Genomic DNA, 25,304 nt, shown 5'->3' with positions numbered 1-25,304 from the left:
AGGATGGGCCTCGGCCCACCATTGCGTGGTGGGCCGAGGCCCACCCTACGAATCCTCAAAGCACTTCGGGTGCGAGCGAGACGATCTTCATGAACTTCTCGGAACGCAGCTCGCGGGTCACGGGCCCGAAGATGCGGGTGCCGATCGGCTCGTGCTTGTTGTTCAACAGCACCGCGGCGTTGCCGTCGAAGCGGATCAGCGAACCGTCGGGACGACGCACGCCCTTGCGGGTGCGCACGACCACGGCGTTGTAGACCTCGCCCTTCTTGACCTTGCCGCGCGGGATGGCGTCCTTGATCGACACCTTGATGATGTCGCCGATGTGGGCGTACCGGCGCTTGGAGCCGCCGAGCACCTTGATGCACATCACTTCCTTGGCGCCGGAGTTGTCGGCCACGTCGAGGTGGCTTTGCATCTGGATCATGGTCGGCGCTCCTCAGTTATTCGGCCGCACGCGTGACGACTTCGACCACGCGCCAGTTCTTGGTCTTGGACATCGGCGCGATCTCCACCACGCGGACCATGTCGCCCTCGTTGCAGGAGTTGTCGGCGTCGTGGGCGTGCAGCTTGGTCGAGCGGCGGATGTACTTGCCGTACAGCGCGTGCTTGACCTGGCGCTCGACGAGCACGGTCACGGTCTTGTCCATCTTGTTGCTGACGACGCGGCCTTCGACCGTGCGCAGCTTCTTTTCTGTATTTTCGCTCATGTCGGCCATTCCTTACTTCGTCTGACCGAGCAGGGTGTTGACGCGCGCGATCTCGCGGCGCACCCGGCGGGCCTCATGGGTCTTGGCGAGCTGGCCGGTGGCCTTCTGCATGCGCAGCGAGAACTGCTCCTTGTGCAGGTCCACCAGGTGGGTCTTGAGGTCGTCGGCCGACTTCTCGCGGAGTTCCTTGATCGTAGCCATCAGCGTACCGTCCGGGTCACGAATTGGGTGGTGACCGAAAGCTTGGCGGCGGCCAGGCGGAACGCCTCGCGCGCGGTCGCCTCGTCGATGCCCTCGATCTCGTAGATCATGCGGCCGGGCTGCACCTGGGCCACCCAGAACTCGACGTTGCCCTTGCCCGAGCCCATGCGCACCTCGATCGGCTTCTTGGTGATCGGCTTGTCGGGAAACACGCGGATCCACATCTTGCCGCCGCGCTTGACGTGGCGGCTGATGCTGCGGCGGCCGGCCTCGATCTGGCGCGCGGTCAGCTGCCCGGTCTGGGTCGCCTTCAGGCCGTACTCGCCGAAACTGACGAGATTGCCGTTCCAGGACAGGCCGTCGTTGCGGCCCTTGTGTTGCTTGCGGTACTTGGTTCGCTTGGGTTGCAGCATGATTAGTCCCTCGCCTCGCGATCACGATCGCGGCGCGGACCGCGCGGGCGCTCGTTGCGCTCGCCGCGATCGCCACGCGGCGAATCGTCCTGCTTCTCCTGGCCCACCTGGCTGAAATCGAAGATCTCGCCCTTGTAGACCCAGGTCTTGATGCCGATGATGCCGTAGGTGGTCTTGGCCTCGGCGAAACCGTAGTCGACGTCGGCGCGCAGCGTGTGCAGCGGCACGCGGCCTTCGCGGTACCACTCCGAGCGCGCGATCTCGGCGCCGTTGAGGCGGCCGGCGACGTTGACCTTGATGCCCAGCGCGCCCAGGCGCATCGCGTTGCCGACGGCGCGCTTCATCGCGCGGCGGAACATGATGCGGCGCTCGAGCTGCTGCGCGATCGACTCGGCGACCAGCTGCGCGTCCAGTTCCGGCTTGCGCACCTCGGTGACGTTGATGTGCGCCGGGACGCCCATCATGTCGCTGACTTCCTTGCGCAGCTTCTCGATGTCCTCGCCGCGCTTGCCGATCACCACGCCCGGACGGGCGGTGTGGATGGTGACGCGCGCGGTCTTGTTGGGACGCTCGATCAGGATCTTGCTGATCCCGGCCTGCGCCAGCTTCTTGCGCAGCATCTCGCGGACCTTGAGGTCGGCGGCCAGGTAGCCGGCGTATTCCTTCTTGCCGGCATACCACTTGGAGTTCCAGTCCTTGGAGATGCCGAGGCGAATGCCGGTGGGATGAACTTTATGACCCATGGTTACTTGCCCTTTCCGGTGGATTCGCCCACCACGACGGTGATGTGGCTGGTGCGCTTGAGGATGCGCGTGCCGCGGCCCTTGGCGCGCGCCATGAAGCGCTTCAGCGTCGGGCCTTCGTCGACCATGATGGTGGTGACCGAGAGCTCGTCGACGTCCGCGCCCTGGTTGTTCTCGGCGTTGGCGATCGCCGACTCCACGACCTTGCGGATCATGTGGGCGGCCTTCTTGTCCGAGAACTTCAGCAGGTTGACGGCACGCTCGGCCGACAGCCCGCGCACCTGGTCGGCGACCAGGCGGGCCTTCTGCGGGGAGATGCGCGCGGTGCGCAGGATTGCTTTCGCTTCCATTGTCATCTCCTTAACGCGACTTCTTGTCGCCGCTGTGACCCTTGAACGTGCGGGTCAGGGCGAACTCGCCGAGCTTGTGGCCGACCATGTTCTCGTTGACCAGCACCGGGATGTGGTTCCTGCCGTTGTGCACGGCGATGGTGTAGCCCACCATCTCCGGCAGGATCATCGAGCGGCGCGACCAGGTCTTGATCGGTCGCTTGCTGGTGCCCGCGGCCTCGATCTTCTTGATCAGATGATGATCGACGAACGGGCCTTTCTTCAGTGAACGTGCCATGGCCGATTAGCTCCTGCGATCGCGCACGATGAACTGCTGCGTGCGCTTGTTCTTGCGGGTCTTGTAACCCTTGGTCGGCACGCCCCACGGCGTGACCGGATGCGGGTTACCCTGGCCGGCGCGGGCTTCGCCGCCGCCGTGCGGATGGTCGACCGGGTTCATCGCCGCGCCGCGAACGGTCGGCTTGATGCCGCGCCAGCGCTTGGCGCCGGCCTTGCCCAGCTTCTCCAGGTTGTGCTCGACGTTGCCGACCTCGCCGATGGTGGCGCGGCACTCGGCCGGCACCCGGCGCATCTCGCCCGAACGCAGGCGCAGCGTCGCGTAGCCCTGCTCGCGCGCGACCAGCTGCACCGAGGCGCCGGCGGCGCGCGCGATCTGCGCGCCCTTGCCCGGCTTCATCTCGATGCAATGCACCGTGGAGCCGACCGGGATGTTGCGCAGCGGCAGCGTGTTGCCGGTCTTGATCGGCGCGTCCGCGCCCGCGATCACCTGGTCGCCGGCCTTCAGGCCCTTCGGCGCGATGATGTAGCGGCGCTCGCCGTCGACGTAGCACAGCAGGGCGATGTGGGCGGTGCGGTTGGGATCGTATTCGATCCGCTCCACCCGCGCCGGAATGCCTTCCTTGCCGCGCTTGAAGTCGATGATGCGGTAGTGCTGCTTGTGACCGCCGCCGATGTGGCGCGTGGTGATACGGCCGTGGTGGTTGCGGCCGCCGCTCTTGCCCTGCTTCTCGACCAGCGCTGCATGCGGGGCGCCCTTGTGCAGCTCGGGCGTCACCACGCGGACCGCGGAACGGCGGCCGGGGGAAGTGGGCTTGAATTTCATCAATGCCATGGGAACGGAATCCTTATATTGAAGTCCTGACGGGTCAGAACTTCGTCAGACCTTGGCCGTCATCACGTCGATCGACTGGCCTTCCGCCAGCGTCACGTACGCCTTGCGCCAGTCGCCGCGACGGCCGCTGCGGAAACGGAAGGACTTGTTCTTGCCCTTCACGTTGACCACGTTGACCGCCTCGACCTTGACGTCGAAAAGCTGCTCCACCGCGGCCTTGATGTCGGCCTTGGTCGCGTCCTTGGCCACTTCGAACGCGTACTGGTTGGAGACTTCCTGCAGGCGCGCGGTCTTCTCGGACACGCGCGGGGCGCGGATCACTTCGTAGAGCTTGCTCGCGGCCATGTTGCTTGCGCCGGATTGGGTGCCGTTCATGCCAGCCACTCCTCGATCTTCTTCACCGCGTCGGCGGTGATCAGCACGGTGTCGGCCGACACCAGCGCCACCGGGTCCAGGCCCTGGACGTCGCGGACCTGCACGTACGGCAGGTTGCGCGCGGACAGGTACAGGTGCTCGGAGGCCTCTTCGGTGACGATCAGCGGACGCTGCCCGGCATCGAAATCCTTGAGCTTGGACACCAACCCGCTGGTCTTGGTCTGCTCGACGTCGAACGCATCGACCACCTTCAGCCTGCCCTGGCGGTTGAGCTCCGACAGGATCGCGGCGACCGCGGCGCGGTACATCTTGCGGTTGATCTTCTGCTCGAAGCTGCGCGGCTTGGCCGCGAAGGTCACGCCGCCGCCCACGAAGATCGGCGCGGTCAGCGCGCCGTGGCGGGCGCCGCCACCCTTCTGCCGCTTCGACTTCTTGGTGGTGCCGGCGACTTCCGAACGCGTCTTCTGCGCCTTGGTGCCGGCACGACCGGCGTTGCGGTAGGCGACGACGACCTGGTGCACGAGGTCGCGGCTGAATTCGCGGCCGAACACGGCGTCGGAAACCGACAACGTCTCTTTGTTATTGCTGATGGCGAGTTCCATCGTGGTCACTCCTTAAGCCTTGCTCGCGGGACGCACGATGACGTCACCGCCCGGCGCGCCCGGCACCGCGCCCCGGACCGCGATCAGGCCGCGCTCGGCGTCGACCCGGACCACTTCGAGGTTCTGCGTGCTCTGGTTCACGGCACCCATGTGGCCGGACATCTTCTTGCCCGGAAACACGCGGCCCGGCGTCTGCCGCTGGCCGATCGAGCCCGGCGAGCGGTGCGACAGCGAGTTGCCGTGGGTGGCGTCGCCCATCTTGAAGTTCCAGCGCTTGATCGTGCCCTGGAAGCCCTTGCCCTTGGTCACGCCCTGGACGTCGACCTTCTGCCCGACGCTGAAGATGTCGGCCTTGATCTCGGCGCCGACGCTGAAGCCGTCGATGCTGTCGTCCGCCACGCGGAATTCCCACAGGCCACGGCCCGGCTCCACCTTGGCCTTGGCCAGGTGCCCGGCCTGCGGCTTGTTCAGCAGCGCGGCGCGGCGGGTGCCGACGGTGACCTGGACGGCGCTGTAGCCGTCGCTGTCGGTGGTCTTCACCTGGGTGATGCGGTTCGGGGTCGCCTCGATCAGGGTCACCGGCACGGACTTGCCGTCCTCGGTGAACACCCGGCTCATGCCGGCCTTGCGGCCGACGATTCCCAACGAATGTTTCTTCGCGGTCATGGTCTTCGCCTCAGGTCAGCTTGATCTGCACGTCGACGCCAGCCGCGAGCTCGAGCTTCATCAGCGCGTCCACGGTCTTGTCGTTGGGGTCGACGATATCGAGCACGCGCTTGTGCGTGCGGGTCTCGTACTGGTCGCGCGCGTCCTTGTCGACGTGCGGCGACACCAGGATGGTGTAGCGTTCGATCTTGGTCGGCAGCGGGATCGGGCCGCGCACCTGCGCGCCGGTCCGCTTGGCCGTTTCGACGATCTCGCTGGCCGAACGGTCGATCAGGCGATGATCGAACGCTTTCAGCCGGATCCGGATCTTTTGGTCCGCCATGACGGAATTCCTTGGTTGAAAGAGCGACAGGCTTCGCGGCTGGGTGCGCAAAACCCCTTGAAATCAATGACTTTCCGGAGCCCCAAGCCACCGGCGCCGGGAGTATCCCTGCAAAAAACAAGGCAGGCCGATATGGCCCGCCCAGACGGAGAACTGCAAGCGCGACAAAATGCCCCTGCCGATGTGTCCCGAAGCACTTCGGGACGGCGGGGGCGCTGCCGCGCGACATTTTCCCTGTCTGGCGAAAACGAGGTGCCTCCTGCGCCTCATTTCGCGGTTTCGCGGATCGTCCCGAAGGTGGTCCGCGAAGTGGTCGGTCATTATAGGGAGTCGGCCGGGGTGAATGCAACACCCCCTGGTCGATTTTTCCGGGGCCGGACTGCGCCTGGCCCAGCTTTTCCCCCGACGCATCCGGCAAAGACGACCCGGGCCGGCCATTGGCGCCGCCGTGGCGGCGCGCCCTATCTCATCCGTCAGGGAGGAGATTCGCCTGGCTTGGCCTGTGCCGAGACGACGCGGGCCTGGATCACAGCCTATTCGGGGTGATGGGCCAAGGCCCATCCTATCGGCCCTGACGGGGTGAACAACCGCTCCTGTAGGAGCGGACGGAAGTCGCGACGCCGCGTTCGACCAGTCGCGACTTCCGTCGCTCCCACAGAGGCATACCAACAAACCCGTGCGCCCATGGGCGCACGGGTCGGATCGTCACTTCAGGATCTTGGCCACCACGCCGGCGCCGACGGTGCGGCCGCCTTCGCGGATCGCGAAGCGCAGGCCCTCGTCCATCGCCACCGGGTTGATCAGCTCCACCACCATCTTCACGTTGTCGCCCGGCATCACCATCTCCGTGCCCTCCGGCAGCGTCACCGCCCCGGTGATGTCCGTGGTCCGGAAGTAGAACTGCGGCCGATAGCCCTTGAAGAACGGCGTGTGGCGCCCGCCCTCGTCCTTCGACAGCACGTACACCTCCGCCTCGAACTGCGTGTGCGGCGTGATCGAGCCCGGCTTGGCCAGCACCTGGCCGCGCTCGACCTCGTCGCGCTTGGTGCCGCGCAGCAACAGGCCCGCGTTGTCACCCGCCTGCCCCTGGTCCAGCAGCTTGCGGAACATCTCCACGCCCGTCACCGTCGTCTTCGCCGTCGGACGGATGCCCACGATCTCGATCTCGTCGCCCACCTTGATGATCCCGCGCTCGATGCGCCCGGTCACCACCGTGCCGCGGCCGGAGATGCTGAACACGTCCTCCACCGGCATCAGGAAGCTCTTGTCGATGTCCCGCTCCGGCTCCGGAATGTAGCTGTCCAGCGCCTCCACCAGCTTCAGGATCGACGGCACCCCGATCTCCGACTGGTCGCCTTCCAGCGCCTTGAGCGCCGATCCGGTGATGATCGGCGTGTCGTCGCCCGGGAACTCGTACTTCGACAGCAGCTCGCGGACTTCCATCTCCACCAGCTCCAGCAGCTCGGCGTCGTCCACCATGTCCGCCTTGTTCAGGTACACCACGATGTACGGCACGCCCACCTGCCGCGCCAGCAGGATGTGCTCGCGCGTCTGCGGCATCGGGCCGTCCGCCGCCGAGCACACCAGGATCGCGCCGTCCATCTGCGCCGCGCCGGTGATCATGTTCTTCACGTAGTCGGCGTGGCCCGGGCAGTCCACGTGCGCGTAGTGGCGGTTCGTCGACTCGTACTCCACGTGCGCGGTCGAGATCGTGATCCCGCGCGCCTTCTCCTCCGGCGCCGCGTCGATCGCGTCGTAGGCCTTGAACTCGCCACCGAACCGTTCCGCGCCCACCTTCGTCAGCGCCGCCGTCAGCGTCGTCTTGCCGTGGTCCACGTGACCGATCGTGCCCACGTTCACGTGGGGCTTGGTGCGCTCGAACTTGCCCTTGGCCATTGTCTTTTAACTCCGTGATTCGTGATTGGTGATTGGTGATTCGCAGGAAGCGGGATTCGCGTTCTTTCGAATCACGAACCCCGAATCATGAATCACGATTTCTTGCTGACCGTCTCGGCGATGTTGGACGGCGCCTCGGCGTAATGGTCGAACTCCATGGTGAAGGTCGCGCGACCCTGCGACATCGAGCGCAGCGCGGTGGCGTAGCCGAACATCTCGCCAAGCGGCACCATCGCGTTGATCACCTTGCCGGACGGGCTGTCGTCCTGCCCCTGCAGGATGCCGCGACGACGGCTGACGTCGCCCATCACGTCGCCGAGGTATTCCTCGGGCGTGACCACCTCCACCTTCATCACCGGCTCCAGGAGCACCGGGCTGGCCTTGTTGAAGCCTTCCTTGAAGCCCATGGAACCAGCGATCTTGAACGCCATTTCCGACGAGTCGACCTCGTGGTACGAACCGTCGACCAGCCTGACCTTGACGTCGACGATCGGGTAGCCGGCCATCACGCCGTTGGCCATCGCTTCCTGGATGCCCTTGTCGACCGCCGGAATGTACTCCTTCGGCACCACGCCGCCGACGATCGCGTTCTCGAACACGTAGCCGGCGCCCTGCTCCTGCGGTTCGATCTCGAGCACGACATGGCCGTACTGGCCCTTGCCGCCCGACTGGCGCACGAACTTGCCGTCCTGCTTGACCGCCTTGCGGATGGTCTCGCGATAGGCGACCTGCGGCTTGCCGACGTTGGCCTCGACGTTGAACTCGCGACGCATGCGGTCGACGATGATGTCCAGGTGCAGCTCGCCCATGCCGGCGATGATGGTCTGGCCGGACTCCTCGTCGGTACGCACGCGGAAGGACGGATCCTCCTGCGCCAGCCGGCCGAGCGCCAGGCCCATCTTCTCCTGGTCGGACTTGGTCTTCGGCTCGACGGCCATGTGGATCACCGGCTCCGGGAACACCATCCGCTCCAGGGTGATGATGCTGTCCTGGGCGCACAGCGTGTCGCCGGTGGTGACGTCCTTCAGGCCCACCGCCGCGGCGATGTCGCCGGCGCGCACTTCCTTGATCTCCTCGCGGTTGTTGGAGTGCATCTGCAGGATGCGGCCCACGCGCTCCTTCTTCGACTTGACCGGGTTGTAGACCTGGTCGCCGGAATTGAGCACGCCCGAGTAGACGCGGAAGAACGTCAGCGAACCGACGAACGGGTCGGTCATGATCTTGAACGCCAGCGCCGAGAACGGCTCCTTGTCGTCGGCCCTGCGCGAGGCCTCCTTCTCGGAGTCGTCGACGCCCTGCACCGGCGGCCGGTCGGCCGGCGACGGCAGCAGCTGCACGACGCCGTCGAGCATCGCCTGCACGCCCTTGTTCTTGAACGCGCTGCCGCAGAACACCGGGATGACCTCGGTCTTCAGCGTGCGCTCGCGCAGGCCGGCCACGATCTCCTCCTCGGTGAGCTCGCCGCCCTCGAGATACTTGTCCATCAGCGCTTCATTGGCCTCGGCCGCGGCCTCGACCATGAAGTTGCGCGCCTCGGCGGCCTTGTCGGCCAGCTCGGCGGGAATGTCGCGGTACTCGAAGATCGTGCCCTGCGAGGCCGGATCCCAGTGGATGTACTTCATCTTGACCAGGTCGATCACGCCCTCGAAGCCGTCCTCGGCGCCGACCGGCGTCTGCATCGGCACCGGGTACGCGCCCAGGCGCGACTTGAGCTGCTCGACGACCTTGTCGAAGTTGGCGCCGGTGCGGTCCATCTTGTTGACGAACGCGAGCCGCGGCACCGAGTACTTGTTGGCCTGGCGCCACACGGTCTCGGACTGCGGCTGCACGCCGCCGACCGCGCACAGCACGAACACCGCGCCGTCGAGCACGCGCAGCGAGCGCTCGACCTCGATGGTGAAGTCGACGTGGCCGGGGGTGTCGATGATGTTGAGGCGGTATTCGGGCAGCGACTGGTCCATGCCCTTCCAGAACGCCGTGGTGGCGGCGGAAGTGATGGTGATGCCGCGCTCCTGCTCCTGCTCCATCCAGTCCATCACCGCGGCGCCGTCGTGGACTTCGCCGATCTTGTGGCTGACACCGGTGTAGAACAGGATGCGCTCGGACGTGGTGGTCTTGCCGGCATCGATGTGGGCCATGATGCCGAAGTTGCGGTAGCGTTCGATGGGAGTGGTGCGAGCCACGGTCGTCTCTCGTTTCTGGGCCCGGCGATGCCGGGCCGGAATGGCCGGACGCCGCCAGGACGGCGGCTTCCGATTCGCGTGTTGCGGCCCGGGCGGCCCGGGTCGCCGACGGCGTCCCGCGGCTTGCGCGACGGACGCCTGGGTGGCCCTCAGGGGGCCACGGGGATCACCAGCGGTAGTGCGCGAACGCCTTGTTCGCTTCCGCCATGCGGTGGGTTTCCTCGCGCTTCTTGATCGCGCCGCCACGGCTTTCGGCGGCGTCGATCAGCTCGCCCGCCAGCTTGCGCGGCATGGTGTTCTCGCCGCGCTTGCGCGCCGACTCGATCAGCCAGCGCATCGCCAGCGCGCTGCGGCGCGACGCGCGCACCTCGACCGGCACCTGGTAGGTGGCGCCACCGACACGGCGCGACTTCACCTCGACCGAGGGCGACACGTTGCCGAGCGCCTTCTCGACCAGCTCGAGGGCGTTGCCGTTCTTCTCGCCGATGACGTCCATGGCGCCGTACACGATCTTCTCGGCGACGGACTTCTTGCCGCTCTTCATGACCATGTTGATGAAACGCGCGATCGTCTCGCTGCCGTGCTTGGGATCGGGCAGGACGGTGCGCTGCGGAGCAGAACCTTTACGGGACATGATGCAGACCTTGTTCTATCAATCTTCGATTCGGCGATTGCCGAGGCCGGTGCTCCGACCCGCGCCGCGTCGGCGCGACCGGTCGGAACGGATGGCGATGCCTCAACCCTTCGGGCGCTTGGCACCGTACTTGGAACGGGCCTGCTTGCGCTTGGCGACACCGGCGGCGTCGAGCGAGCCGCGGACGGTGTGGTAGCGTACGCCCGGCAGGTCCTTGACGCGGCCGCCGCGGATCAGCACCACCGAGTGCTCCTGCAGGTTGTGGCCTTCGCCGCCGATGTACGAGATGACCTCGTAGCCGTTGGTCAGGCGCACCTTGGCGACCTTGCGCAGGGCCGAGTTCGGCTTCTTCGGCGTCGTCGTGTAGACGCGCGTGCAGACGCCGCGGCGCTGCGGGCAGTTCGCCAGCGCCGGCGAGGTGCTCTTGTAGGTTTCCGGGCTGCGCGGCTTCCGCACCAGCTGGTTGATCGTTGCCATCGTGTGTGGGTTCTGTCGTTGGGGCCGGAGCCCATGCGTGAAAACGAAGGCAGGCCAGGTGAACCCGGCCCGCCGAGACGGAAAAGTATAGCCGGCGCAGACGCCGAGCGTCAACGCAAGACCAACCCATGCGCCCGGGATCGCCTGGAGGCGCCGCCGGGTGACGATTCCGCGTCATCCCGCCCATCCTGGGCCGAATACGAGGCGCGTCCGTGGCGCCTCATTTCGTGATCTGGGACGGCCCTTCGGCCGTCGCTGGCGTGCAGTTATAGGGCCATCGGCCGGGTTTCACAAGCCCGGCGGCGGACGCACCGCCGCCGGGCCGGGGACCCGCCGCCCTGGTTCACTCGCCCGCGCCCGCCTCCGGGCCGGATTCGCCGCCGGCGCCCTCGGTGACCGCGGTGGCCTCCTCGGCGCTACTGCCCGAGAGGGCCTCCATCTCCGACTCGGTCAACCCGGAGGCGTCGCGCCGGCGCTGGGCGTGGTAGGCCAGCCCGGTGCCCGCCGGGATCAGCCGGCCGACGATGACGTTCTCCTTCAGTCCGCGCAGGCTGTCGCGGGTGCCGCGCACGGCCGCCTCGGTCAGCACGCGGGTGGTCTCCTGGAAGGACGCCGCGGAGATGAACGACTCGGTGGCCAGCGAGGCCTTGGTGATGCCCAGCAGCACCGGGTCGAACCTGGCTGGCAGCTCGCTCTTGGACTCCGCCCGCGCGTTGTCCTCGATCACGCGCTGGCGCTCGACCTGCTCGCCCTGCAGGAACCGGCTGTCGCCGGCATCGGTGATCTCGACCTTGCGCAGCATCTGGCGAATGATCACCTCGATGTGCTTGTCGTTGATCTTCACGCCCTGCAGGCGGTAGACATCCTGGATCTCCTTGACCAGGTACGCGGCCAGCTCCTCGACGCCCTTCAGGCGCAGGATGTCCTGCGGACTCGGCTCGCCGTCGACCACGGTCTCGCCCTTCTCCACGTGCTCGCCTTCGAACACGATGATCTGGCGGTACTTGGGGATCAGCTCCTCGTGCTCGTCGCCGTCCGGTCCCTTGATGATCAGGCGCTGCTTGCCCTTGGTGTCCTTGCCGAAGCTGACCACGCCGGACTTCTCGGCCAGGATCGCCGGGTCCTTCGGCTTGCGGGCCTCGAACAGGTCGGCCACGCGCGGCAGACCACCGGTGATGTCGCGGGTCTTGGACGCCTCCTGCGGGATCTTGGCGACCACGTCGCCGACGCCGACCGCGTCGCCATCCTGCAGGTTGACGATCGAGCGCGGCGGCAGCAGGTACTGCGCCGGCAGGTCGGTGCCCGGGATGGTGAGGTCCTTGCCCTTCTTGTCGACGATGCGCACCAGCGGGCGCAGGTCCTTGCCCTGCGAGCCCCGCCGCTTGGGATCGGTGATCTCGCGCGAGGCCAGGCCGGTCAGCTCGTCGGTCTTCTCGATCACGGTCACGCCGTCGATGAAGTCGACGAAGCGGATCGAGCCGGCGACTTCCGAGACGATCGGGTGGTTGTGCGGATCCCAGCTGGCCACCGTCTGCCCGGCCTTGATCGCGGCGCCGTCCTTGACGTTGACCATCGCGCCGTACGGCAGCTTGTAGCGCTCGCGCTCGCGGCCGTGGCCGTCGAGCACCGACAGCTCGCCCGAGCGCGACACCGCGACCAGCCCGCCGCTGGCGTGCTCGACCGACTTGAGGTTGTTGAACTTGACCGAGCCGGTGGTCTTGACGGTGACGTTGTCGATCGCCGCCGCACGCGAGGCCGCGCCGCCGATGTGGAACGTGCGCATGGTCAACTGCGTGCCGGGCTCGCCGATCGACTGCGCGGCGACCACGCCGACCGCCTCGCCGTGGTTGACCAGGTGGCCGCGGCCGAGATCGCGGCCGTAGCACATGGCGCAGACGCCGAACGACGAGGTGCAGGTGATCGTCGAGCGCACCTGGATGCTCTGCACGCCCGCGTCCTCGAGCTTCTGCACCCAGGCCTCGTCGAGCAGGGTGTTGCGGGTGACGATCGGATCCTCGTCGTCGCCCGGCAGGTAGACGTCCTCGGCCACGATGCGGCCGAGCACGCGGTCGCGCAGCGGTTCGACCACGTCGCCGCCTTCCACGATCGGGGTCATGGTCAGGCCGGTGGTGGTGCCGCAGTCGTCCTCGGTGATCACCACGTCCTGGGCCACGTCGACCAGGCGGCGGGTCAGGTAGCCGGAGTTCGCCGTCTTCAGCGCCGTGTCCGCCAGGCCCTTCCGGGCGCCGTGGGTGGAGATGAAGTACTGCAGGACGTTGAGGCCCTCGCGGAAGTTCGCGGTGATCGGGGTCTCGATGATCGAACCATCCGGCTTGGCCATCAGGCCGCGCATGCCGGCCAGCTGGCGGATCTGCGCCTGCGAACCACGGGCGCCGGAGTCGGCCATGATGTAGATCGAGTTCATCGACTTCTGCGCGACCTTCTCGCCCTTGGCGTTGGTCACGGTCTCGGTGCCGATCGCGTCCATCATCGCCTTGGCGACGCGCTCGTTGGTGCGCGACCAGATGTCGACCACCTTGTTGTAGCGCTCGCCGGCGGTGACCAGGCCCGACTGGTACTGCTGCTGGATCTCCAGCACCTCGGTCTCGGCCTCTTCCAGGATGCCCTTCTTCTCGTCGGGAATGGTCATGTCGTCGATGCCGATCGACACGCCCGCGCGGGTCGCGTAGCCGAAGCCGGTGTACATCAGCTTGTCGGCGAACACCACCGTGTCCTTGAGCCCGAGCTGGCGATAGCAGGAGTTGATCAAGCGGCTGATGTTCTTCTTGGTCAGCTCGGTGTTGGCCAGCGCGAACGGCAACCCGTCCGGCAGGATCTCGGCCAGCAGGGCGCGGCCGACCGTGGTGTCCACGACCGAGCTGCGGCGTTCCTTGTTGCCATCGTCGTCGATCACCGTCTCGGTGATGCGCACCTTGACCTTGGCGTGCAGTTCGACCACGCGGTGGTCGTAGGCGCGCTTGACCTCGGCGACGTTGGCGAAGGCCATGCCCTCGCCGCTCTTGCCCTCGAGCGCGCGGGTCATGTAGTACAGGCCGAGCACGACGTCCTGCGACGGCACGATGATCGGCTCGCCGTTGGCGGGGCTGAGGATGTTGTTGGTCGACATCATCAGCGCGCGCGCTTCCAACTGGGCCTCCAGGCTCAGCGGCACGTGCACGGCCATCTGGTCGCCGTCGAAGTCGGCGTTGAACGCGGTGCAGACCAGCGGGTGCAGCTGGATCGCCTTGCCCTCGATCAGCACCGGCTCGAACGCCTGGATGCCCAGGCGGTGCAGGGTCGGCGCGCGGTTGAGCAGCACCGGATGCTCGCGGATGACCTCTTCCAGGATGTCCCAGACCTCCGCTTCTTCACGCTCGACCAGCTTCTTGGCGGCCTTGATCGTGGTCGCCAGGCCGCGGCGCTGCAGCTTGGAGAAGATGAACGGCTTGAACAGCTCCAGCGCCATTTTCTTCGGCAGGCCGCACTCGTGCAGGCGCAGGGTCGGGCCGACCACGATGACCGAACGGCCGGAGTAGTCGACGCGCTTGCCGAGCAGGTTCTGGCGGAACCGGCCCTGCTTGCCCTTGATCATGTCGGCCAGCGACTTCAAGGGGCGCTTGTTGGTGCCGGTGATGGCGCGGCCGCGGCGGCCGTTGTCCATCAGCGCGTCCACCGACTCCTGCAGCATGCGCTTCTCGTTGCGCACGATGATGTCGGGCGCGTTGAGCTCGAGCAGGCGGCGCAGGCGGTTGTTGCGGTTGATGACGCGGCGGTACAGGTCGTTGAGGTCGGACGTGGCGAAGCGGCCGCCGTCCAGCGGCACCAGCGGACGCAGGTCCGGCGGCAGCACCGGCAGCACGGTCATGATCATCCACTCGGGACGGTTGCCGGACTCGACGAAGGCCTCGACCAGCTTGATGCGCTTGGTCAGGCGCTTGAGCTTGGTCTCCGAACCGGTGGCGGCGATGTCTTCCTTGAGCTTGATCATCTCGGCCTGCAGGTCGATCGTGCGCAGCAGGTCGTAGACCGCCTCGGCGCCCATCGCAGCGTCGAAGTCGTCGCCGTGCTCCTGGCGCATCTGCATGAACTGCTCTTCGTTGAGCAGCTGGCCGCGCTCGAGCGGGGTCAGGCCCGGCTCGGTGACGACGAACGCCTCGAAGTACAGGATGCGCTCGATGTCGCGCAGGGTCATGTCCAGCATCAGGCCGATGCGCGAGGGCAGCGACTTCAGGAACCAGATGTGCGCGACCGGCGACGCCAGGTCGATGTGGCCCATGCGCTCGCGGCGGACCTTGGCCAGGGTGACCTCGGTGCCGCACTTCTCGCACACCACGCCGCGGTGCTTCATGCGCTTGTACTTGCCGCACAGGCACTCGTAGTCCTTCACCGGCCCGAAGATGGCGGCGCAGAACAGCCCGTCGCGCTCCGGCTTGAAGGTGCGGTAGTTGATGGTCTCCGGCTTCTTGACCTCGCCGTAGGACCAGGAGCGGATCATGTCCGGCGACGCCAGCGCGATCTTGATCGCGTCGAAATCGAGCGTCGGACGCTGTTGATTGAAGAGGTTCAGTAGATCTTTCATGTCTTTGTCTCCGATGGAGCGTGATTCGTAATTGGTGATTGGTGATTTGTCAGAAGCGGATTCGCGGGCCGGATTCGAGTTGTTGCTCTTTCGAATCACGAATCACGAATCCCCAATCACCGCTCCTCAGTGCTCCTCGAGCTCCATATTGATGGCCAGCGAGCGGATCTCCTTGACCAGCACGTTGAACGACTCCGGCATGCCGGCGACCATCTCGTGCTCGCCGTCGACGATGTTCTTGTACATCTGGTTGCGGCCCTGCACGTCGTCGGACTTCACCGTCAGCATTTCCTGCAGGGTGTAGGCCGCGCCGTAGGCTTCCAGCGCCCAGACTTCCATCTCGCCGAAACGCTGGCCGCCGAACTGCGCCTTGCCGCCCAGCGGCTGCTGGGTGACGAGCGAATACGGACCGGTCGAGCGCGCGTGCATCTTGTCGTCGACCAGGTGGTTCAGCTTCAGCATGTGCATGTAGCCGACCGTGGTGTGGCGGTCGAACGCCTCGCCGGTGCGGCCGTCGTAGAGCTGGGTCTGGCCGTTGGTCGGCAGGTCGGCGAGCGTGAGCATGGCCTTGATCTCGGACTCGGCCGCGCCGTCGAACACCGGCGTCGCCATCGGCACGCCGTCGGTGAGGTTCTTCGCCAACGCCAGCAGCTCGGCATCGCTGAACTGCTTGAGGTCGACGCGTTCGCCGATCAGCTTGCTGTCGTGGTTGTAGACCTCGTCGAGGAACTTTCGAAGATCGGCGACTTTCGCCTGCGCCTCGAGCATGCGCTGGATCTTCTGGCCCAGGCCCTTGGCGGCCCAGCCCAGGTGGGTTTCCAGGATCTGCCCGATGTTCATGCGGCTCGGCACGCCCAGCGGATTGAGCACGATGTCGACCGAGGTGCCGTTGGCCATGTACGGCATGTCCTCGACCGGCACGATGTTGGAGATCACGCCCTTGTTGCCGTGGCGTCCGGCCATCTTGTCGCCCGGCTGGATGCGACGCTTCACCGCCAGGAACACCTTGACCATCTTCAGCACGCCCGGGGCGAGGTCGTCGCCCTGGGTGATCTTGCCGCGCTTGTCCTCGAAGCGCAGGTCGAACTCCTTGCGGTGCGCCTCGATCTGCTTCTGCGCGCGCTCGACCGCCTCGACCGCCTCGGCGTCCTTCATGCGGATCGCGAACCAGTCGGACTTCTTCAGCCCGTCGAGGAAGGCGTCGGTGACGGTGTCGCCCTTCTTCAGGCCGGCGCCGCCGTTGGCGACCTTGCCGACGATCTGCGAGCGCAGGCGGGCGTAGATCGCGCCCTCGAGGATCCGGAACTGGTCGTCGAAGTCCTTCTTGACGCGCTTGACCTCGTTCTCCTCGATCTGGCGCGCGCGCTTGTCCTTCTCGATGCCGTCGCGGGTGAAGACCTGCACGTCGATGACGGTGCCGTCCATGCCCGGGGGCACGCGCAGCGAGCTGTCCTTCACGTCCGAGGCCTTCTCGCCGAAGATCGCGCGCAGCAGCTTCTCCTCCGGGGTCAGCTGGCTCTCGCCCTTCGGCGTGACCTTGCCGACCAGGATGTCGCCGGCGCGCACCTCGGCGCCGATGTACACCACGCCCGACTCGTCGAGGCGGTTGAGCGCCTGCTCGGAGACGTTGGGGATGTCGGCGGAGATCTCCTCCGGCCCCAGCTTGGTGTCGCGGGCGACCGCGGTCAGCTCCTCGATGTGGATCGTGGTGTAGCGGTCCTCCTCGACCACCCGCTCGGAGAGCAGGATCGAGTCCTCGAAGTTGTAGCCGTTCCAGGGCATGAACGCGACCAGCATGTTCTGGCCCAGGGCCAGCTCGCCGATGTCGGTCGAGGGGCCGTCGGCCAGCACGTCGCCGCGCGCGATCACGTCGCCCACGTTCACCAGCGGACGCTGGTTGATGCAGGTGTTCTGGTTGGAACGCGTGTACTTGATCAGCGAATAGATGTCGACGCCGGCGTCGTGCTCGCCGGAGATCTCGTCCTCGTTGACCTTGACCACGATGCGGCCGGCGTCGATCTGCTCGATCACGCCGCCGCGGCGCGCGTTCACGGTCACGCCCGAGTCGCGCGCCACGGCGCGCTCGATGCCGGTCCCGACCAGCGGCTTCTGCGCGCGCAGCGTCGGCACCGCCTGGCGCTGCATGTTGGCGCCCATCAGCGCGCGGTTGGCGTCGTCGTGCTCCAGGAACGGCACCAGCGCCGCCGCCACCGACACGGTCTGCATCGGCGAGACGTCCATGAAGTCGACCTCGGACGGCGGCTTGAGCAGCGACTCGCCCTGGTAGCGGCAGTCGACGAACTGCGCGTCGAGCTTGCCGTTGGCGTCCTGCGGGGCGTTGGCCTGGGCGATGACGTACTCGTTCTCCTCGATCGCCGAGAGGAACTCGATCTCGTCGGTCACCTTGCCGCCCACCACCTTGCGGTACGGCGTCTCCAGGAAGCCGTAGCGGTTGGTGCGGGCGAACACCGCCAGCGAGTTGATCAGGCCGATGTTCGGGCCTTCCGGGGTCTCGATGGTGCAGACGCGGCCGTAGTGGGTCGGATGCACGTCGCGCACCTCGAAGCCGGCGCGCTCGCGGGTCAGGCCGCCCGGGCCGAGCGCCGAGACGCGGCGCTTGTGGGTGACCTCGGACAGCGGATTGTTCTGGTCCATGAACTGCGACAGCTGCGACGAGCCGAAGAACTCCTTCACCGCCGCCGCGACCGGCTTGGCGTTGATCAGCTCCTGCGGGGTCAGGGCGTCGGCCTCGGCCATGGTCAGGCGCTCGCGCACGGCGCGCTCCACGCGCACCAGGCCGACGCGGAACACGTTCTCGGCCATCTCGCCGACCGAACGCACGCGGCGGTTGCCGAGGTGGTCGATGTCGTCGACGGTGCCGCGGCCGTTGCGGATCTCGGTGAGCACCTTGATCACGTCGAGGATGTCGGAGGTGTCGCCGAACTGCTCGCGCAGCTTCACCGAGTCCTCGTCCTTGCGCTCGGCGTAGTAGTGCGAGTCGTAGAGCACCGAGGCGCCCTCGGTCTCCTTGCGGCCGAGGCGACGGTTGAACTTCATCCGGCCCACGCCCGACAGGTCGTAGCGCTCGAAGGTGAAGAACAGGTTGTGGAACAGGTTCTGCGCGGCGTCCTTGGTCGGCGGCTCGCCGGGACGCATCATGCGGTAGATCTCGACCAGCGCCTCGAGCTGGGTCTTGGTCGGGTCGATGCGCAGGGTGTTGGAGATGTACGGGCCGCGATCGAGGTCGTTGACCCAGATGGTGCCCACGGCCTCCACGCCCGCCTTGCGGAACGAGGCCAGCTGCTCCTCGCTGATCTCGTCGTTGGCGGCCGCCAGCAGTTCGCCGGTTTCCGGATCGATCACGTCGTGCGACAGGATCCGGCCCAGCAGGTACTCGTCCGGCACCGCCAGCGCGGCGATCCCCGACTGTTCCAGCTGCCTGGTGTGGCGCGCGGTGATGCGCTTGCCGGCCTCGACGATGACCTGGTCGCCGTCGGCGAGGTCGAAGTCGAGGGTCTCGCCGCGCAGGCGCTCGGGCACCAGCTCGAGCTGTACGCCCTGCTCGGGGTCGATGTGGAAGGTGTTGATCTCGAAGAACTCGTTCAGCATCTCCTCGTTGGAGTAGCCGAGCGCGCGCAGCAGGATCGACACCGGCAGCTTGCGGCGGCGGTCGATGCGGGTGAACAGCGCGTCCTTCGGGTCGAACTCGAAGTCGAGCCACGAGCCGCGGTAGGGGATGATGCGCGCCGAGTACAGCAGCTTGCCCGAGCTGTGGGTCTTGCCGCGGTCGTGGTCGAAGAACACGCCCGGAGAGCGGTGCAGCTGCGAGACGATGACGCGCTCGGTGCCGTTGACGATGAAGGTGCCGTTGCCGGTCATGAGCGGGATCTCGCCCATGTAGACCTCCTGCTCCTTCACGTACTTGATCGCCTTGCTGGACGACTCGCGGTCGTAGATCACCAGGCGCACGGTCACGCGCAGCGGCGCGCCGTAGGACAGGCCGCGGTTGCGGCACTCGCGCTCGTCGAACACCGGATCGCCGAGCTTGTAGCCGACGTACTCCAGCGCCGCGTAGCCGTTGTAGCTGACGATCGGGAACACCGACTTCAGCGCGGCGTGCAGGCCGCGGTCCTGGCGCTTGGCCGGATCGACGTCCGCCTGCAGGAAGTCGCGGTACGAATCGACCTGGATCGCGAGCAGGAACGGCACCTCGAGGATGGTCCGGCGCTTGCCGAAGTCCTTGCGGATGCGCTTCTTTTCGGTGAACGAATAACCGGATTGCTGCGGGGATGTCGTCATGGGGAATGACCGCCTTTGGCATCTGCGAACCGCGCGTCCGCGGCTCTGGGGGAATCAATATCTGATCGGGAAAATCGCCAGTGGGAAGTCGCTGGTATTGCCGGCACCAGCACGCCTTCTCCCGCTACTTCCGACTGTCGACTTTGAGAACTGGGATTAGGGATTCGAGATTGGGGATTGGCAAAAGCGGAGTTGCCCCGGCTTTTCCGAATCCCGAATCCCGAATCTCCAATCCCGGCCGTTCTTGAACGGCCCCAAGGCCGGGGGCTTTCGCCCCCAGCCTCGGCTGGTCGCCTGGTGGATCCGGCGACGCAACTAACGCTTACTTCAGCTCGGCGGTGGCGCCGGCGGCCTCGAGGTCCTTCTTGAACTTCTCGGCCTCGTCCTTCGACACGCCTTCCTTCACTTCCTTCGGCGCGCCTTCGACCAGGTCCTTGGCTTCCTTCAGGCCCAGGCCGGTGATCGCGCGGACCACCTTGATGACCTCGACCTTCTTCTCGCCGGTGGCCTTCAGGACCACGGTGAACTCGGTCTGCTCCTCGGCCGGAGCGGCGGCGGCGGCGGCCGGACCGGCGGCGACGGCCACCGGGGCGGCGGCGGACACGCCGAACTTCTCTTCCATCGCCTTGACCAGCTCCATCACCTCGACGAGGGTCTTGCTGCTGATCGCTTCGATGATTTCTTCATTCGAAAGGGACATCGTGATTACCTCTGCTAACTAGTTTGGAAACGGCTGATTGATTTGGAACTCGGATACCGAACTGGTTGTTTGCCGGGGATTCGGGATTGGTGATTCGGGATTCGTGAAGCCGAAGCTGCTGCTTTTGCTTTTGCGAATCCCCAATCTCGAATCTCGAATCCCAAAGCCGCCGTCAGGCGGCTTTCTGCTGGCCGACCGCGTTGGTGACGCGGGCGACCTGCGAGGCCGGCTCGGCCAGAACGCGCACCAGCATGGTGGCGGGCTGGACCATGACGCTGAGCAGCATCGACAACGCCTGGTCGCGGGTCGGCAGCGACGCCAGGACATCCACATGGGAGCCCGGGTACATCTGCCCGCCCAACGACACCAGGCGCGGCTTCAGCTTGTCGTTCGCCTTGGCGAACTCCTGGATCAGACGTCCGGCGGCACCGGGGTCTTCCTGCGAGAAGGCGTACAGCAGGGGGCCGACCAGCGCGTCCTTGACGACGGCATAGTCGGTGTCCTCCACCGCGCGCGAGACCAGCGTGTTCTTGGCTACCTTCAAGAACACGCCTTCCTGACGCGCCTTCCTGCGCAGGCCGGTCAACTGCTCGACCGTCAGACCCGCATACTCGGCGGCGACCAACGAGTGCGCCTTGCCGGCGACCTCGGCCAGTTCGGCAACGACTTCCTTCTTCTGGTTCAGATTAAGAGCCATTGCACTCTCCGTTGGAGCCGGGATTCGGGGATTGGGGAATCGGGATTCGAGAAAGCGGAAGGCTTTCCCGGCCCGTCCTCGTTTCCGGGCTCCGGCTTCGTACAACTCCGCTCGCGGCTCCTGCCGTTCGCGGGCCATGGGCGGCACCGGTCCCTCGATGCCGGGAGGACGCGGAGGTCCTCCGGTTGGCAGCCGTTTCCAGAATTCACTGGAGGGTCGGCGACCATCTACGCAGGCCCTTTCCCGCTCGCGCGGTCCGGGATTAAGCGGTCGGCGCATGCGACGACGGCGATTCCCTGCCAGTTCGAGCTTCCATGCCCGTCGTCGTTGCCACGCAGACCGCGCCTGCGGTCTTTGACGGCGCCGCGCCGGGCCGGAGCCCGTTGCGATGCCCTCAAAATTGTCGCGGGGGCGACCAGTCAGGTCGCCGTCCGCTTGATTCGTCATTCCCGCGTAGGCGGGAATCCATGGACTTTCTCTTTCGCCTCAAAAAAAGCAACAGCAAACGCAACGTCCCTGGATCCCCGACTAAAGCATTCGGGGATGACGAAGGCCGCGCGCTGCGTGCGCGGGTCAAATCGTCACTTCAGCGACAGCGACGACTGGTCCACGGTCACGCCGGGGCCCATGGTCGAGCTGATCGAGATCTTCTGCAGGTAGGTGCCCTTGGCGGTGGCCGGCTTGGCCTTGACCAGGTCGGCCAGCAGCGCCTGCAGGTTCTCCTGCAGCTTGCCGTCCTCGAAGTCCGCCTTGCCGATGGTGCAGTGGATGATGCCGGCCTTGTCGGTGCGGTAGCGGACCTGGCCGCCCTTGGCGTTCTTCACCGCCTCGCCCGGGTTCGGGGAGACCGTGCCCACCTTCGGGTTCGGCATCAGGCCGCGCGGGCCGAGCAGCGTGCCGAGCTTGCCGACCACGCGCATCGCGTCGGGCGTGGCGATGACCACGTCGTAGCTCAGGTCGCCGCCCTGCATCTTCTCGGCCAGGTCGTCCATGCCCACGGCATCGGCGCCCGCGGCCAGGGCCTCGTCGGCCTTGGCGCCGGCCGGCGCGAACACCGCCACGCGCACGGTCTTGCCGGTGCCCGCGGGCAGCACGGTCGAACCGCGCACCTGCTGGTCGGACTTGCGCGCATCGACGCCCAGGCGCACGGCCACGTCCACTGCCTCGACGAACTTCGCCTTGCTGTGGTCCTTGACGATCTTCAGCGCCTGCTCGACCGGGTAAGCCTTGCCCGGCTCGACCGCCGCCATGATCGCCTTCTGTCGCTTCGTCTGCTTCGCCATGTCGTCAGCCCTCCACCGTCAGGCCCATGCTGCGGGCCGAGCCCGCGATCGTGCGCACCGCCGCCTCCAGGTCCGCCGCGGTCAGGTCGGGCTCCTTCGTCTTGGCGATCTCTTCGAGCTGCTTGCGCGTCACCTTGCCCACCTTCTCGGTGTTCGGGCGCTTGGATCCGCTCTGGATGCCGACCGCCTTCTTCAGCAGGACCGACGCCGGCGGCGTCTTGGTGATGAAGGTGAAGGTGCGGTCCGAGTAGGCCGTGATCACGGTCGGGATCGGCAGGCCCGGCTCCAGCTTCTGCGTGGCGGCGTTGAACGCCTTGCAGAACTCCATGATGTTCAGGCCGCGCTGGCCCAGCGCGGGACCGACCGGCGGGCTCGGATTGGCCTGCCCGGCCTTGACCTGCAACTTGATGTAACCGACGACTTTCTTTGCCATTGTCTAGACTCCTCGGGTCCTAACGCCTGCACGCCCGTAAGGGCTGCGGGGCTCCCCGCTTGGTTGAATACGGGAATGGGGAATCGGGAGTGGGGAATGGTGAAAAGCAAGAGCGCTTTTACGATTCCCGATTCTCGATTCCCTATTCCCGGCCTTTAGGCCTTCTCCACCTGGCCGAACTCCAGCTCGACCGGCGTGGAACGCCCGAAAATCAGCACCGCCACACGCAGGCGGCTCTTCTCGTAGTTGACTTCCTCGACCACGCCGTTGAAGTCGTTGAACGGACCGTCGTTGACGCGCACCATCTGCCCCGGCTCGAACAGCACCTTCGGGCGCGGCTTCTCGACGCCTTCCTGCACCCGCTGCAGGATCGCGTCGGCCTCGCTGTCGCTGATCGGCAGCGGGCGGTCGGCGGTGCCGCCGATGAAGCCCATCACCTTCGGCGTCTCCTTGATCAGGTGCCAGCTCTCGCTGTCGATCCGCGGGATGCCGGACTCCTCGTGGGTGGCGATCTGCACCAGCACGTAGCCGGGGAAGAACTTGCGCTCGGAACGGCGCTTCTGGCCGGAGCGCATCTCCACCACCTCCTCGGTCGGCACCAGCACGTCGCCGAAGCGGTCCTGCATCCCGGCGCGCACGATGCGGTCGCGCAGCGCCTGCGCCACCGACTTCTCGAAGCCGGAGTAGGCGTGCACCACGTACCAGCGCTTGTCGACTTCTTGCGTTTCCATCAAACCCGAATCTCCGTCATTGGCCCAGGAACAGGCGCAGCAGCCACTGGATCACCGTGTCGAACCCGGCCAGGATCAGCGCGATGATGATCACCGCGATGATGACGACCCACGTCATCCGCACCGCTTCCTGCCGCGTCGGCCAGACCACCTTGCGCAGCTCGAAGCGCGTCTCGGACAGGAACTCCCGGGTCTGCGCGCCCTTGCCGCTGGTCAGGAACACCACCGCGCCGGCGATCACGCCCGCCGCCACCGCCAGCACCCGCGCCGGGGCCGGCCACTGGCCGTCGAACCAGTAGAAGGCGAACACACCGGCGACCACCAGCAACAGCGCGAGCGCGTACTTGACGATGTCGCCGCTGGACGTGCCCCGGGATTGCTCTACTCTGCTGTTCATGCGTTTCAGTGCGTACCTTTCGGTGGTGCTTCCGACGGGTGGCACGCCAGGAGGGACTCGAACCCCCAACCTGCGGTTTTGGAGACCGCTGCTCTGCCAATTGAGCTACTGGCGTATCGTTTGCTTCGACGGTTTCCTTAGACGGCGAAGGCGGACCGAAGGTTCGGCCCGCCGTCCGGCTCGTTTCGCTGGATCCCGGCTTGCGCTTTTACGGCGCGGGCCTGGATCCCGGCTTTCGCCGGGATGACGATCCGACAAAGCCGTGCGCCCATGGGCGCACGGGTCGGATCGTCACTTCAGGATCTTGGCCACCACGCCGGCGCCGACGGTGCGGCCGCCCTCGCGGATCGCGAACCGCAGGCCCTCGTCCATCGCCACCGGGTTGATCAGCTCCACCACCATCTTCACGTTGTCGCCCGGCATCACCATCTCCGTGCCCTCCGGCAGCGTCACCGCCCCGGTGATGTCCGTGGTCCGGAAGTAGAACTGCGGCCGATAGCCCTTGAAGAACGGCGTGTGGCGCCCGCCCTCGTCCTTCGACAGCACGTACACCTCCGCCTCGAACTGCGTGTGCGGCGTGATCGAGCCCGGCTTGGCCAGCACCTGGCCGCGCTCGACCTCGTCGCGCTTGGTGCCGCGCAGCAACAGGCCCGCGTTGTCACCCGCCTGCCCCTGGTCCAGCAGCTTGCGGAACATCTCCACGCCCGTCACCGTCGTCTTCGCCGTCGGACGGATGCCCACGATCTCGATCTCGTCGCCCACCTTGATGATCCCGCGCTCGATGCGCCCGGTCACCACCGTGCCGCGGCCGGAGATGCTGAACACGTCCTCCACCGGCATCAGGAAGCTCTTGTCGATGTCCCGCTCCGGCTCCGGAATGTAGCTGTCCAGCGCCTCCACCAGCTTCAGGATCGACGGCACCCCGATCTCCGACTGGTCGCCTTCCAGCGCCTTGAGCGCCGATCCGGTGATGATCGGCGTGTCGTCGCCCGGGAACTCGTACTTCGACAGCAGCTCGCGGACTTCCATCTCCACCAGCTCCAGCAGCTCGGCGTCGTCCACCATGTCCGCCTTGTTCAGGTACACCACGATGTACGGCACGCCCACCTGCCGCGCCAGCAGGATGTGCTCGCGCGTCTGCGGCATCGGGCCGTCCGCCGCCGAGCACACCAGGATCGCGCCGTCCATCTGCGCCGCGCCGGTGATCATGTTCTTCACGTAGTCGGCGTGGCCCGGGCAGTCCACGTGCGCGTAGTGGCGGTTCGTCGACTCGTACTCCACGTGCGCGGTCGAGATCGTGATCCCGCGCGCCTTCTCCTCCGGCGCCGCGTCGATCGCGTCGTAGGCCTTGAACTCGCCACCGAACCGTTCCGCGCCCACCTTCGTCAGCGCCGCCGTCAGCGTCGTCTTGCCGTGGTCCACGTGACCGATCGTGCCCACGTTCACGTGGGGCTTGGTGCGCTCGAACTTACCCTTGGCCATGGTTGCGTTTCTCGTTGAACTGT

General features: G+C 66.4%; 25 protein-coding genes and 1 tRNA gene. All 26 read right to left on the bottom strand.

Features of this window, described 5'->3' with window-relative positions:
• Positions 1 to 55: 55 nt before the first annotated feature.
• Complete coding sequence (rplN, locus tag U3649_RS07895; RefSeq protein WP_149196001.1) at positions 56 to 424, bottom strand: 50S ribosomal protein L14; 369 nt, start codon at positions 422 to 424, stop codon at positions 56 to 58.
• A 16-nt stretch (positions 425 to 440) separates the two neighbouring features.
• Positions 441 to 707 carry a 30S ribosomal protein S17 gene (gene rpsQ / locus U3649_RS07890; protein ID WP_149196000.1) on the bottom strand — a complete coding sequence of 89 codons (267 nt, stop codon included), beginning with the start codon at positions 705 to 707 and terminating at the stop codon, positions 441 to 443.
• 12 nt (positions 708 to 719) lie between these two features.
• Positions 720 to 908 (bottom strand): 50S ribosomal protein L29, encoded by a 189-nt coding sequence (rpmC, locus tag U3649_RS07885; RefSeq protein WP_407354291.1) that lies wholly within the window; start codon positions 906 to 908, stop codon positions 720 to 722.
• Complete coding sequence (gene rplP / locus U3649_RS07880; RefSeq protein ID WP_407354290.1) at positions 908 to 1,321, bottom strand: 50S ribosomal protein L16; 414 nt, start codon at positions 1,319 to 1,321, stop codon at positions 908 to 910. The genes rpmC and rplP overlap by 1 nt, the downstream gene beginning before the upstream one ends.
• Before the next feature lie 2 nt (positions 1,322 to 1,323).
• Entirely contained in the window at positions 1,324 to 2,064 is a 741-nt protein-coding gene (gene rpsC, locus U3649_RS07875) for a 30S ribosomal protein S3 (RefSeq protein ID WP_407354289.1), read from the bottom strand.
• Between the two features lie 2 nt (positions 2,065 to 2,066).
• The gene (gene rplV / locus U3649_RS07870; RefSeq protein WP_407354288.1) at positions 2,067 to 2,414 is read right to left on the bottom strand and encodes a 50S ribosomal protein L22; all 348 of its coding nucleotides are present in this window, start codon (positions 2,412 to 2,414) and stop codon (positions 2,067 to 2,069) included.
• A gap of 10 nt (positions 2,415 to 2,424) precedes the next feature.
• A complete protein-coding gene (gene rpsS, locus U3649_RS07865) occupies positions 2,425 to 2,691 on the bottom strand; it encodes a 30S ribosomal protein S19 (RefSeq protein WP_407354287.1) in 267 nt (88 codons plus the stop codon).
• 6 nt (positions 2,692 to 2,697) lie between these two features.
• Positions 2,698 to 3,525 (bottom strand): 50S ribosomal protein L2, encoded by an 828-nt coding sequence (rplB, locus tag U3649_RS07860; protein WP_407354286.1) that lies wholly within the window; start codon positions 3,523 to 3,525, stop codon positions 2,698 to 2,700.
• A 45-nt stretch (positions 3,526 to 3,570) separates the two neighbouring features.
• Entirely contained in the window at positions 3,571 to 3,870 is a 300-nt protein-coding gene (gene rplW, locus U3649_RS07855) for a 50S ribosomal protein L23 (RefSeq protein WP_407354573.1), read from the bottom strand.
• Between the two features lie 26 nt (positions 3,871 to 3,896).
• A complete protein-coding gene (rplD, locus tag U3649_RS07850; protein ID WP_407354285.1) occupies positions 3,897 to 4,502 on the bottom strand; it encodes a 50S ribosomal protein L4 in 606 nt (201 codons plus the stop codon).
• Between the two features lie 12 nt (positions 4,503 to 4,514).
• On the bottom strand, positions 4,515 to 5,168 hold the full coding sequence (gene rplC / locus U3649_RS07845) for a 50S ribosomal protein L3 (protein ID WP_407354284.1): 654 nt from the start codon (positions 5,166 to 5,168) through the stop codon (positions 4,515 to 4,517).
• 10 nt (positions 5,169 to 5,178) lie between these two features.
• The gene (rpsJ, locus tag U3649_RS07840) at positions 5,179 to 5,490 is read right to left on the bottom strand and encodes a 30S ribosomal protein S10 (protein WP_010341589.1); all 312 of its coding nucleotides are present in this window, start codon (positions 5,488 to 5,490) and stop codon (positions 5,179 to 5,181) included.
• Positions 5,491 to 6,195: 705 nt separating this feature from the next.
• Entirely contained in the window at positions 6,196 to 7,386 is a 1,191-nt protein-coding gene (tuf, locus tag U3649_RS07835) for an elongation factor Tu (protein ID WP_407354274.1), read from the bottom strand.
• Between the two features lie 92 nt (positions 7,387 to 7,478).
• Positions 7,479 to 9,569, bottom strand: coding sequence for an elongation factor G (gene fusA / locus U3649_RS07830; RefSeq protein WP_407354283.1), 2,091 nt, complete (start codon positions 9,567 to 9,569; stop codon positions 7,479 to 7,481).
• 166 nt (positions 9,570 to 9,735) lie between these two features.
• Positions 9,736 to 10,203, bottom strand: a complete 468-nt coding sequence (gene rpsG / locus U3649_RS07825) for a 30S ribosomal protein S7 (protein ID WP_407354282.1) — start codon at positions 10,201 to 10,203, stop codon at positions 9,736 to 9,738.
• A gap of 102 nt (positions 10,204 to 10,305) precedes the next feature.
• Positions 10,306 to 10,680 (bottom strand): 30S ribosomal protein S12, encoded by a 375-nt coding sequence (gene rpsL / locus U3649_RS07820; protein WP_024891235.1) that lies wholly within the window; start codon positions 10,678 to 10,680, stop codon positions 10,306 to 10,308.
• A gap of 343 nt (positions 10,681 to 11,023) precedes the next feature.
• Positions 11,024 to 15,259, bottom strand: coding sequence for a DNA-directed RNA polymerase subunit beta' (gene rpoC / locus U3649_RS07815; RefSeq protein WP_407354281.1), 4,236 nt, complete (start codon positions 15,257 to 15,259; stop codon positions 11,024 to 11,026).
• A 126-nt stretch (positions 15,260 to 15,385) separates the two neighbouring features.
• A complete protein-coding gene (rpoB, locus tag U3649_RS07810) occupies positions 15,386 to 19,558 on the bottom strand; it encodes a DNA-directed RNA polymerase subunit beta (protein ID WP_407354280.1) in 4,173 nt (1,390 codons plus the stop codon).
• Positions 19,559 to 19,880: 322 nt separating this feature from the next.
• Complete coding sequence (gene rplL, locus U3649_RS07805; RefSeq protein WP_407354279.1) at positions 19,881 to 20,258, bottom strand: 50S ribosomal protein L7/L12; 378 nt, start codon at positions 20,256 to 20,258, stop codon at positions 19,881 to 19,883.
• A gap of 172 nt (positions 20,259 to 20,430) precedes the next feature.
• The gene (rplJ, locus tag U3649_RS07800) at positions 20,431 to 20,955 is read right to left on the bottom strand and encodes a 50S ribosomal protein L10 (RefSeq protein ID WP_370562183.1); all 525 of its coding nucleotides are present in this window, start codon (positions 20,953 to 20,955) and stop codon (positions 20,431 to 20,433) included.
• Between the two features lie 581 nt (positions 20,956 to 21,536).
• Positions 21,537 to 22,238, bottom strand: a complete 702-nt coding sequence (gene rplA / locus U3649_RS07795; protein WP_407354278.1) for a 50S ribosomal protein L1 — start codon at positions 22,236 to 22,238, stop codon at positions 21,537 to 21,539.
• Positions 22,239 to 22,242: 4 nt separating this feature from the next.
• A complete protein-coding gene (rplK, locus tag U3649_RS07790; RefSeq protein WP_407354277.1) occupies positions 22,243 to 22,671 on the bottom strand; it encodes a 50S ribosomal protein L11 in 429 nt (142 codons plus the stop codon).
• Positions 22,672 to 22,826: 155 nt separating this feature from the next.
• Complete coding sequence (gene nusG / locus U3649_RS07785; protein WP_407354276.1) at positions 22,827 to 23,402, bottom strand: transcription termination/antitermination protein NusG; 576 nt, start codon at positions 23,400 to 23,402, stop codon at positions 22,827 to 22,829.
• A gap of 16 nt (positions 23,403 to 23,418) precedes the next feature.
• Complete coding sequence (gene secE / locus U3649_RS07780; protein ID WP_407354275.1) at positions 23,419 to 23,799, bottom strand: preprotein translocase subunit SecE; 381 nt, start codon at positions 23,797 to 23,799, stop codon at positions 23,419 to 23,421.
• A 39-nt stretch (positions 23,800 to 23,838) separates the two neighbouring features.
• Positions 23,839 to 23,914: transfer RNA gene (locus U3649_RS07775), tRNA-Trp, on the bottom strand.
• A gap of 176 nt (positions 23,915 to 24,090) precedes the next feature.
• Positions 24,091 to 25,281, bottom strand: a complete 1,191-nt coding sequence (tuf, locus tag U3649_RS07770) for an elongation factor Tu (protein ID WP_407354274.1) — start codon at positions 25,279 to 25,281, stop codon at positions 24,091 to 24,093.
• Between the last annotated feature and the right edge of the window lie 23 nt (positions 25,282 to 25,304).

Origin of the sequence: Luteimonas sp. R10 (assembly GCF_045689605.1) — a bacterium.
GTDB lineage: Bacteria > Pseudomonadota > Gammaproteobacteria > Xanthomonadales > Xanthomonadaceae > Luteimonas.
The sequence above is the reverse complement of the archived record's forward strand: the minus strand, read 5'-3'. Positions and strand labels throughout refer to the sequence as shown.

Bases quoted from the DNA above. Each gene is read 5' to 3' on its own strand.
- secE (WP_407354275.1), bottom strand. From the start codon at position 23,799: ATGAACAGCAGAGTAGAGCAATCCCGGGGCACGTCCAGCGGCGACATC.
- rplA (WP_407354278.1), bottom strand. From the start codon at position 22,238: ATGGCGAAGCAGACGAAGCGACAGAAGGCGATCATGGCGGCGGTCGAG.
- rpsC (WP_407354289.1), bottom strand. From the start codon at position 2,064: ATGGGTCATAAAGTTCATCCCACCGGCATTCGCCTCGGCATCTCCAAG.
- rplB (WP_407354286.1), bottom strand. From the start codon at position 3,525: ATGGCATTGATGAAATTCAAGCCCACTTCCCCCGGCCGCCGTTCCGCG.
- rplN (WP_149196001.1), bottom strand. From the start codon at position 424: ATGATCCAGATGCAAAGCCACCTCGACGTGGCCGACAACTCCGGCGCC.
- rpsQ (WP_149196000.1), bottom strand. From the start codon at position 707: ATGAGCGAAAATACAGAAAAGAAGCTGCGCACGGTCGAAGGCCGCGTC.
- rplC (WP_407354284.1), bottom strand. From the start codon at position 5,168: ATGACCGCGAAGAAACATTCGTTGGGAATCGTCGGCCGCAAGGCCGGC.
- nusG (WP_407354276.1), bottom strand. From the start codon at position 23,402: ATGGAAACGCAAGAAGTCGACAAGCGCTGGTACGTGGTGCACGCCTAC.
- rplP (WP_407354290.1), bottom strand. From the start codon at position 1,321: ATGCTGCAACCCAAGCGAACCAAGTACCGCAAGCAACACAAGGGCCGC.
- rplJ (WP_370562183.1), bottom strand. From the start codon at position 20,955: ATGGCTCTTAATCTGAACCAGAAGAAGGAAGTCGTTGCCGAACTGGCC.
- tuf (WP_407354274.1), bottom strand. From the start codon at position 7,386: ATGGCCAAGGGCAAGTTCGAGCGCACCAAGCCCCACGTGAACGTGGGC.
- rplW (WP_407354573.1), bottom strand. From the start codon at position 3,870: ATGGCCGCGAGCAAGCTCTACGAAGTGATCCGCGCCCCGCGCGTGTCC.
- rpoC (WP_407354281.1), bottom strand. From the start codon at position 15,259: ATGAAAGATCTACTGAACCTCTTCAATCAACAGCGTCCGACGCTCGAT.
- rplK (WP_407354277.1), bottom strand. From the start codon at position 22,671: ATGGCAAAGAAAGTCGTCGGTTACATCAAGTTGCAGGTCAAGGCCGGG.
- rpmC (WP_407354291.1), bottom strand. From the start codon at position 908: ATGGCTACGATCAAGGAACTCCGCGAGAAGTCGGCCGACGACCTCAAG.
- rplL (WP_407354279.1), bottom strand. From the start codon at position 20,258: ATGTCCCTTTCGAATGAAGAAATCATCGAAGCGATCAGCAGCAAGACC.
- tuf (WP_407354274.1), bottom strand. From the start codon at position 25,281: ATGGCCAAGGGTAAGTTCGAGCGCACCAAGCCCCACGTGAACGTGGGC.
- rplD (WP_407354285.1), bottom strand. From the start codon at position 4,502: ATGGAACTCGCCATCAGCAATAACAAAGAGACGTTGTCGGTTTCCGAC.
- rpsG (WP_407354282.1), bottom strand. From the start codon at position 10,203: ATGTCCCGTAAAGGTTCTGCTCCGCAGCGCACCGTCCTGCCCGATCCC.
- rpsL (WP_024891235.1), bottom strand. From the start codon at position 10,680: ATGGCAACGATCAACCAGCTGGTGCGGAAGCCGCGCAGCCCGGAAACC.
- rpoB (WP_407354280.1), bottom strand. From the start codon at position 19,558: ATGACGACATCCCCGCAGCAATCCGGTTATTCGTTCACCGAAAAGAAG.
- rpsJ (WP_010341589.1), bottom strand. From the start codon at position 5,490: ATGGCGGACCAAAAGATCCGGATCCGGCTGAAAGCGTTCGATCATCGC.
- rplV (WP_407354288.1), bottom strand. From the start codon at position 2,414: ATGGAAGCGAAAGCAATCCTGCGCACCGCGCGCATCTCCCCGCAGAAG.
- rpsS (WP_407354287.1), bottom strand. From the start codon at position 2,691: ATGGCACGTTCACTGAAGAAAGGCCCGTTCGTCGATCATCATCTGATC.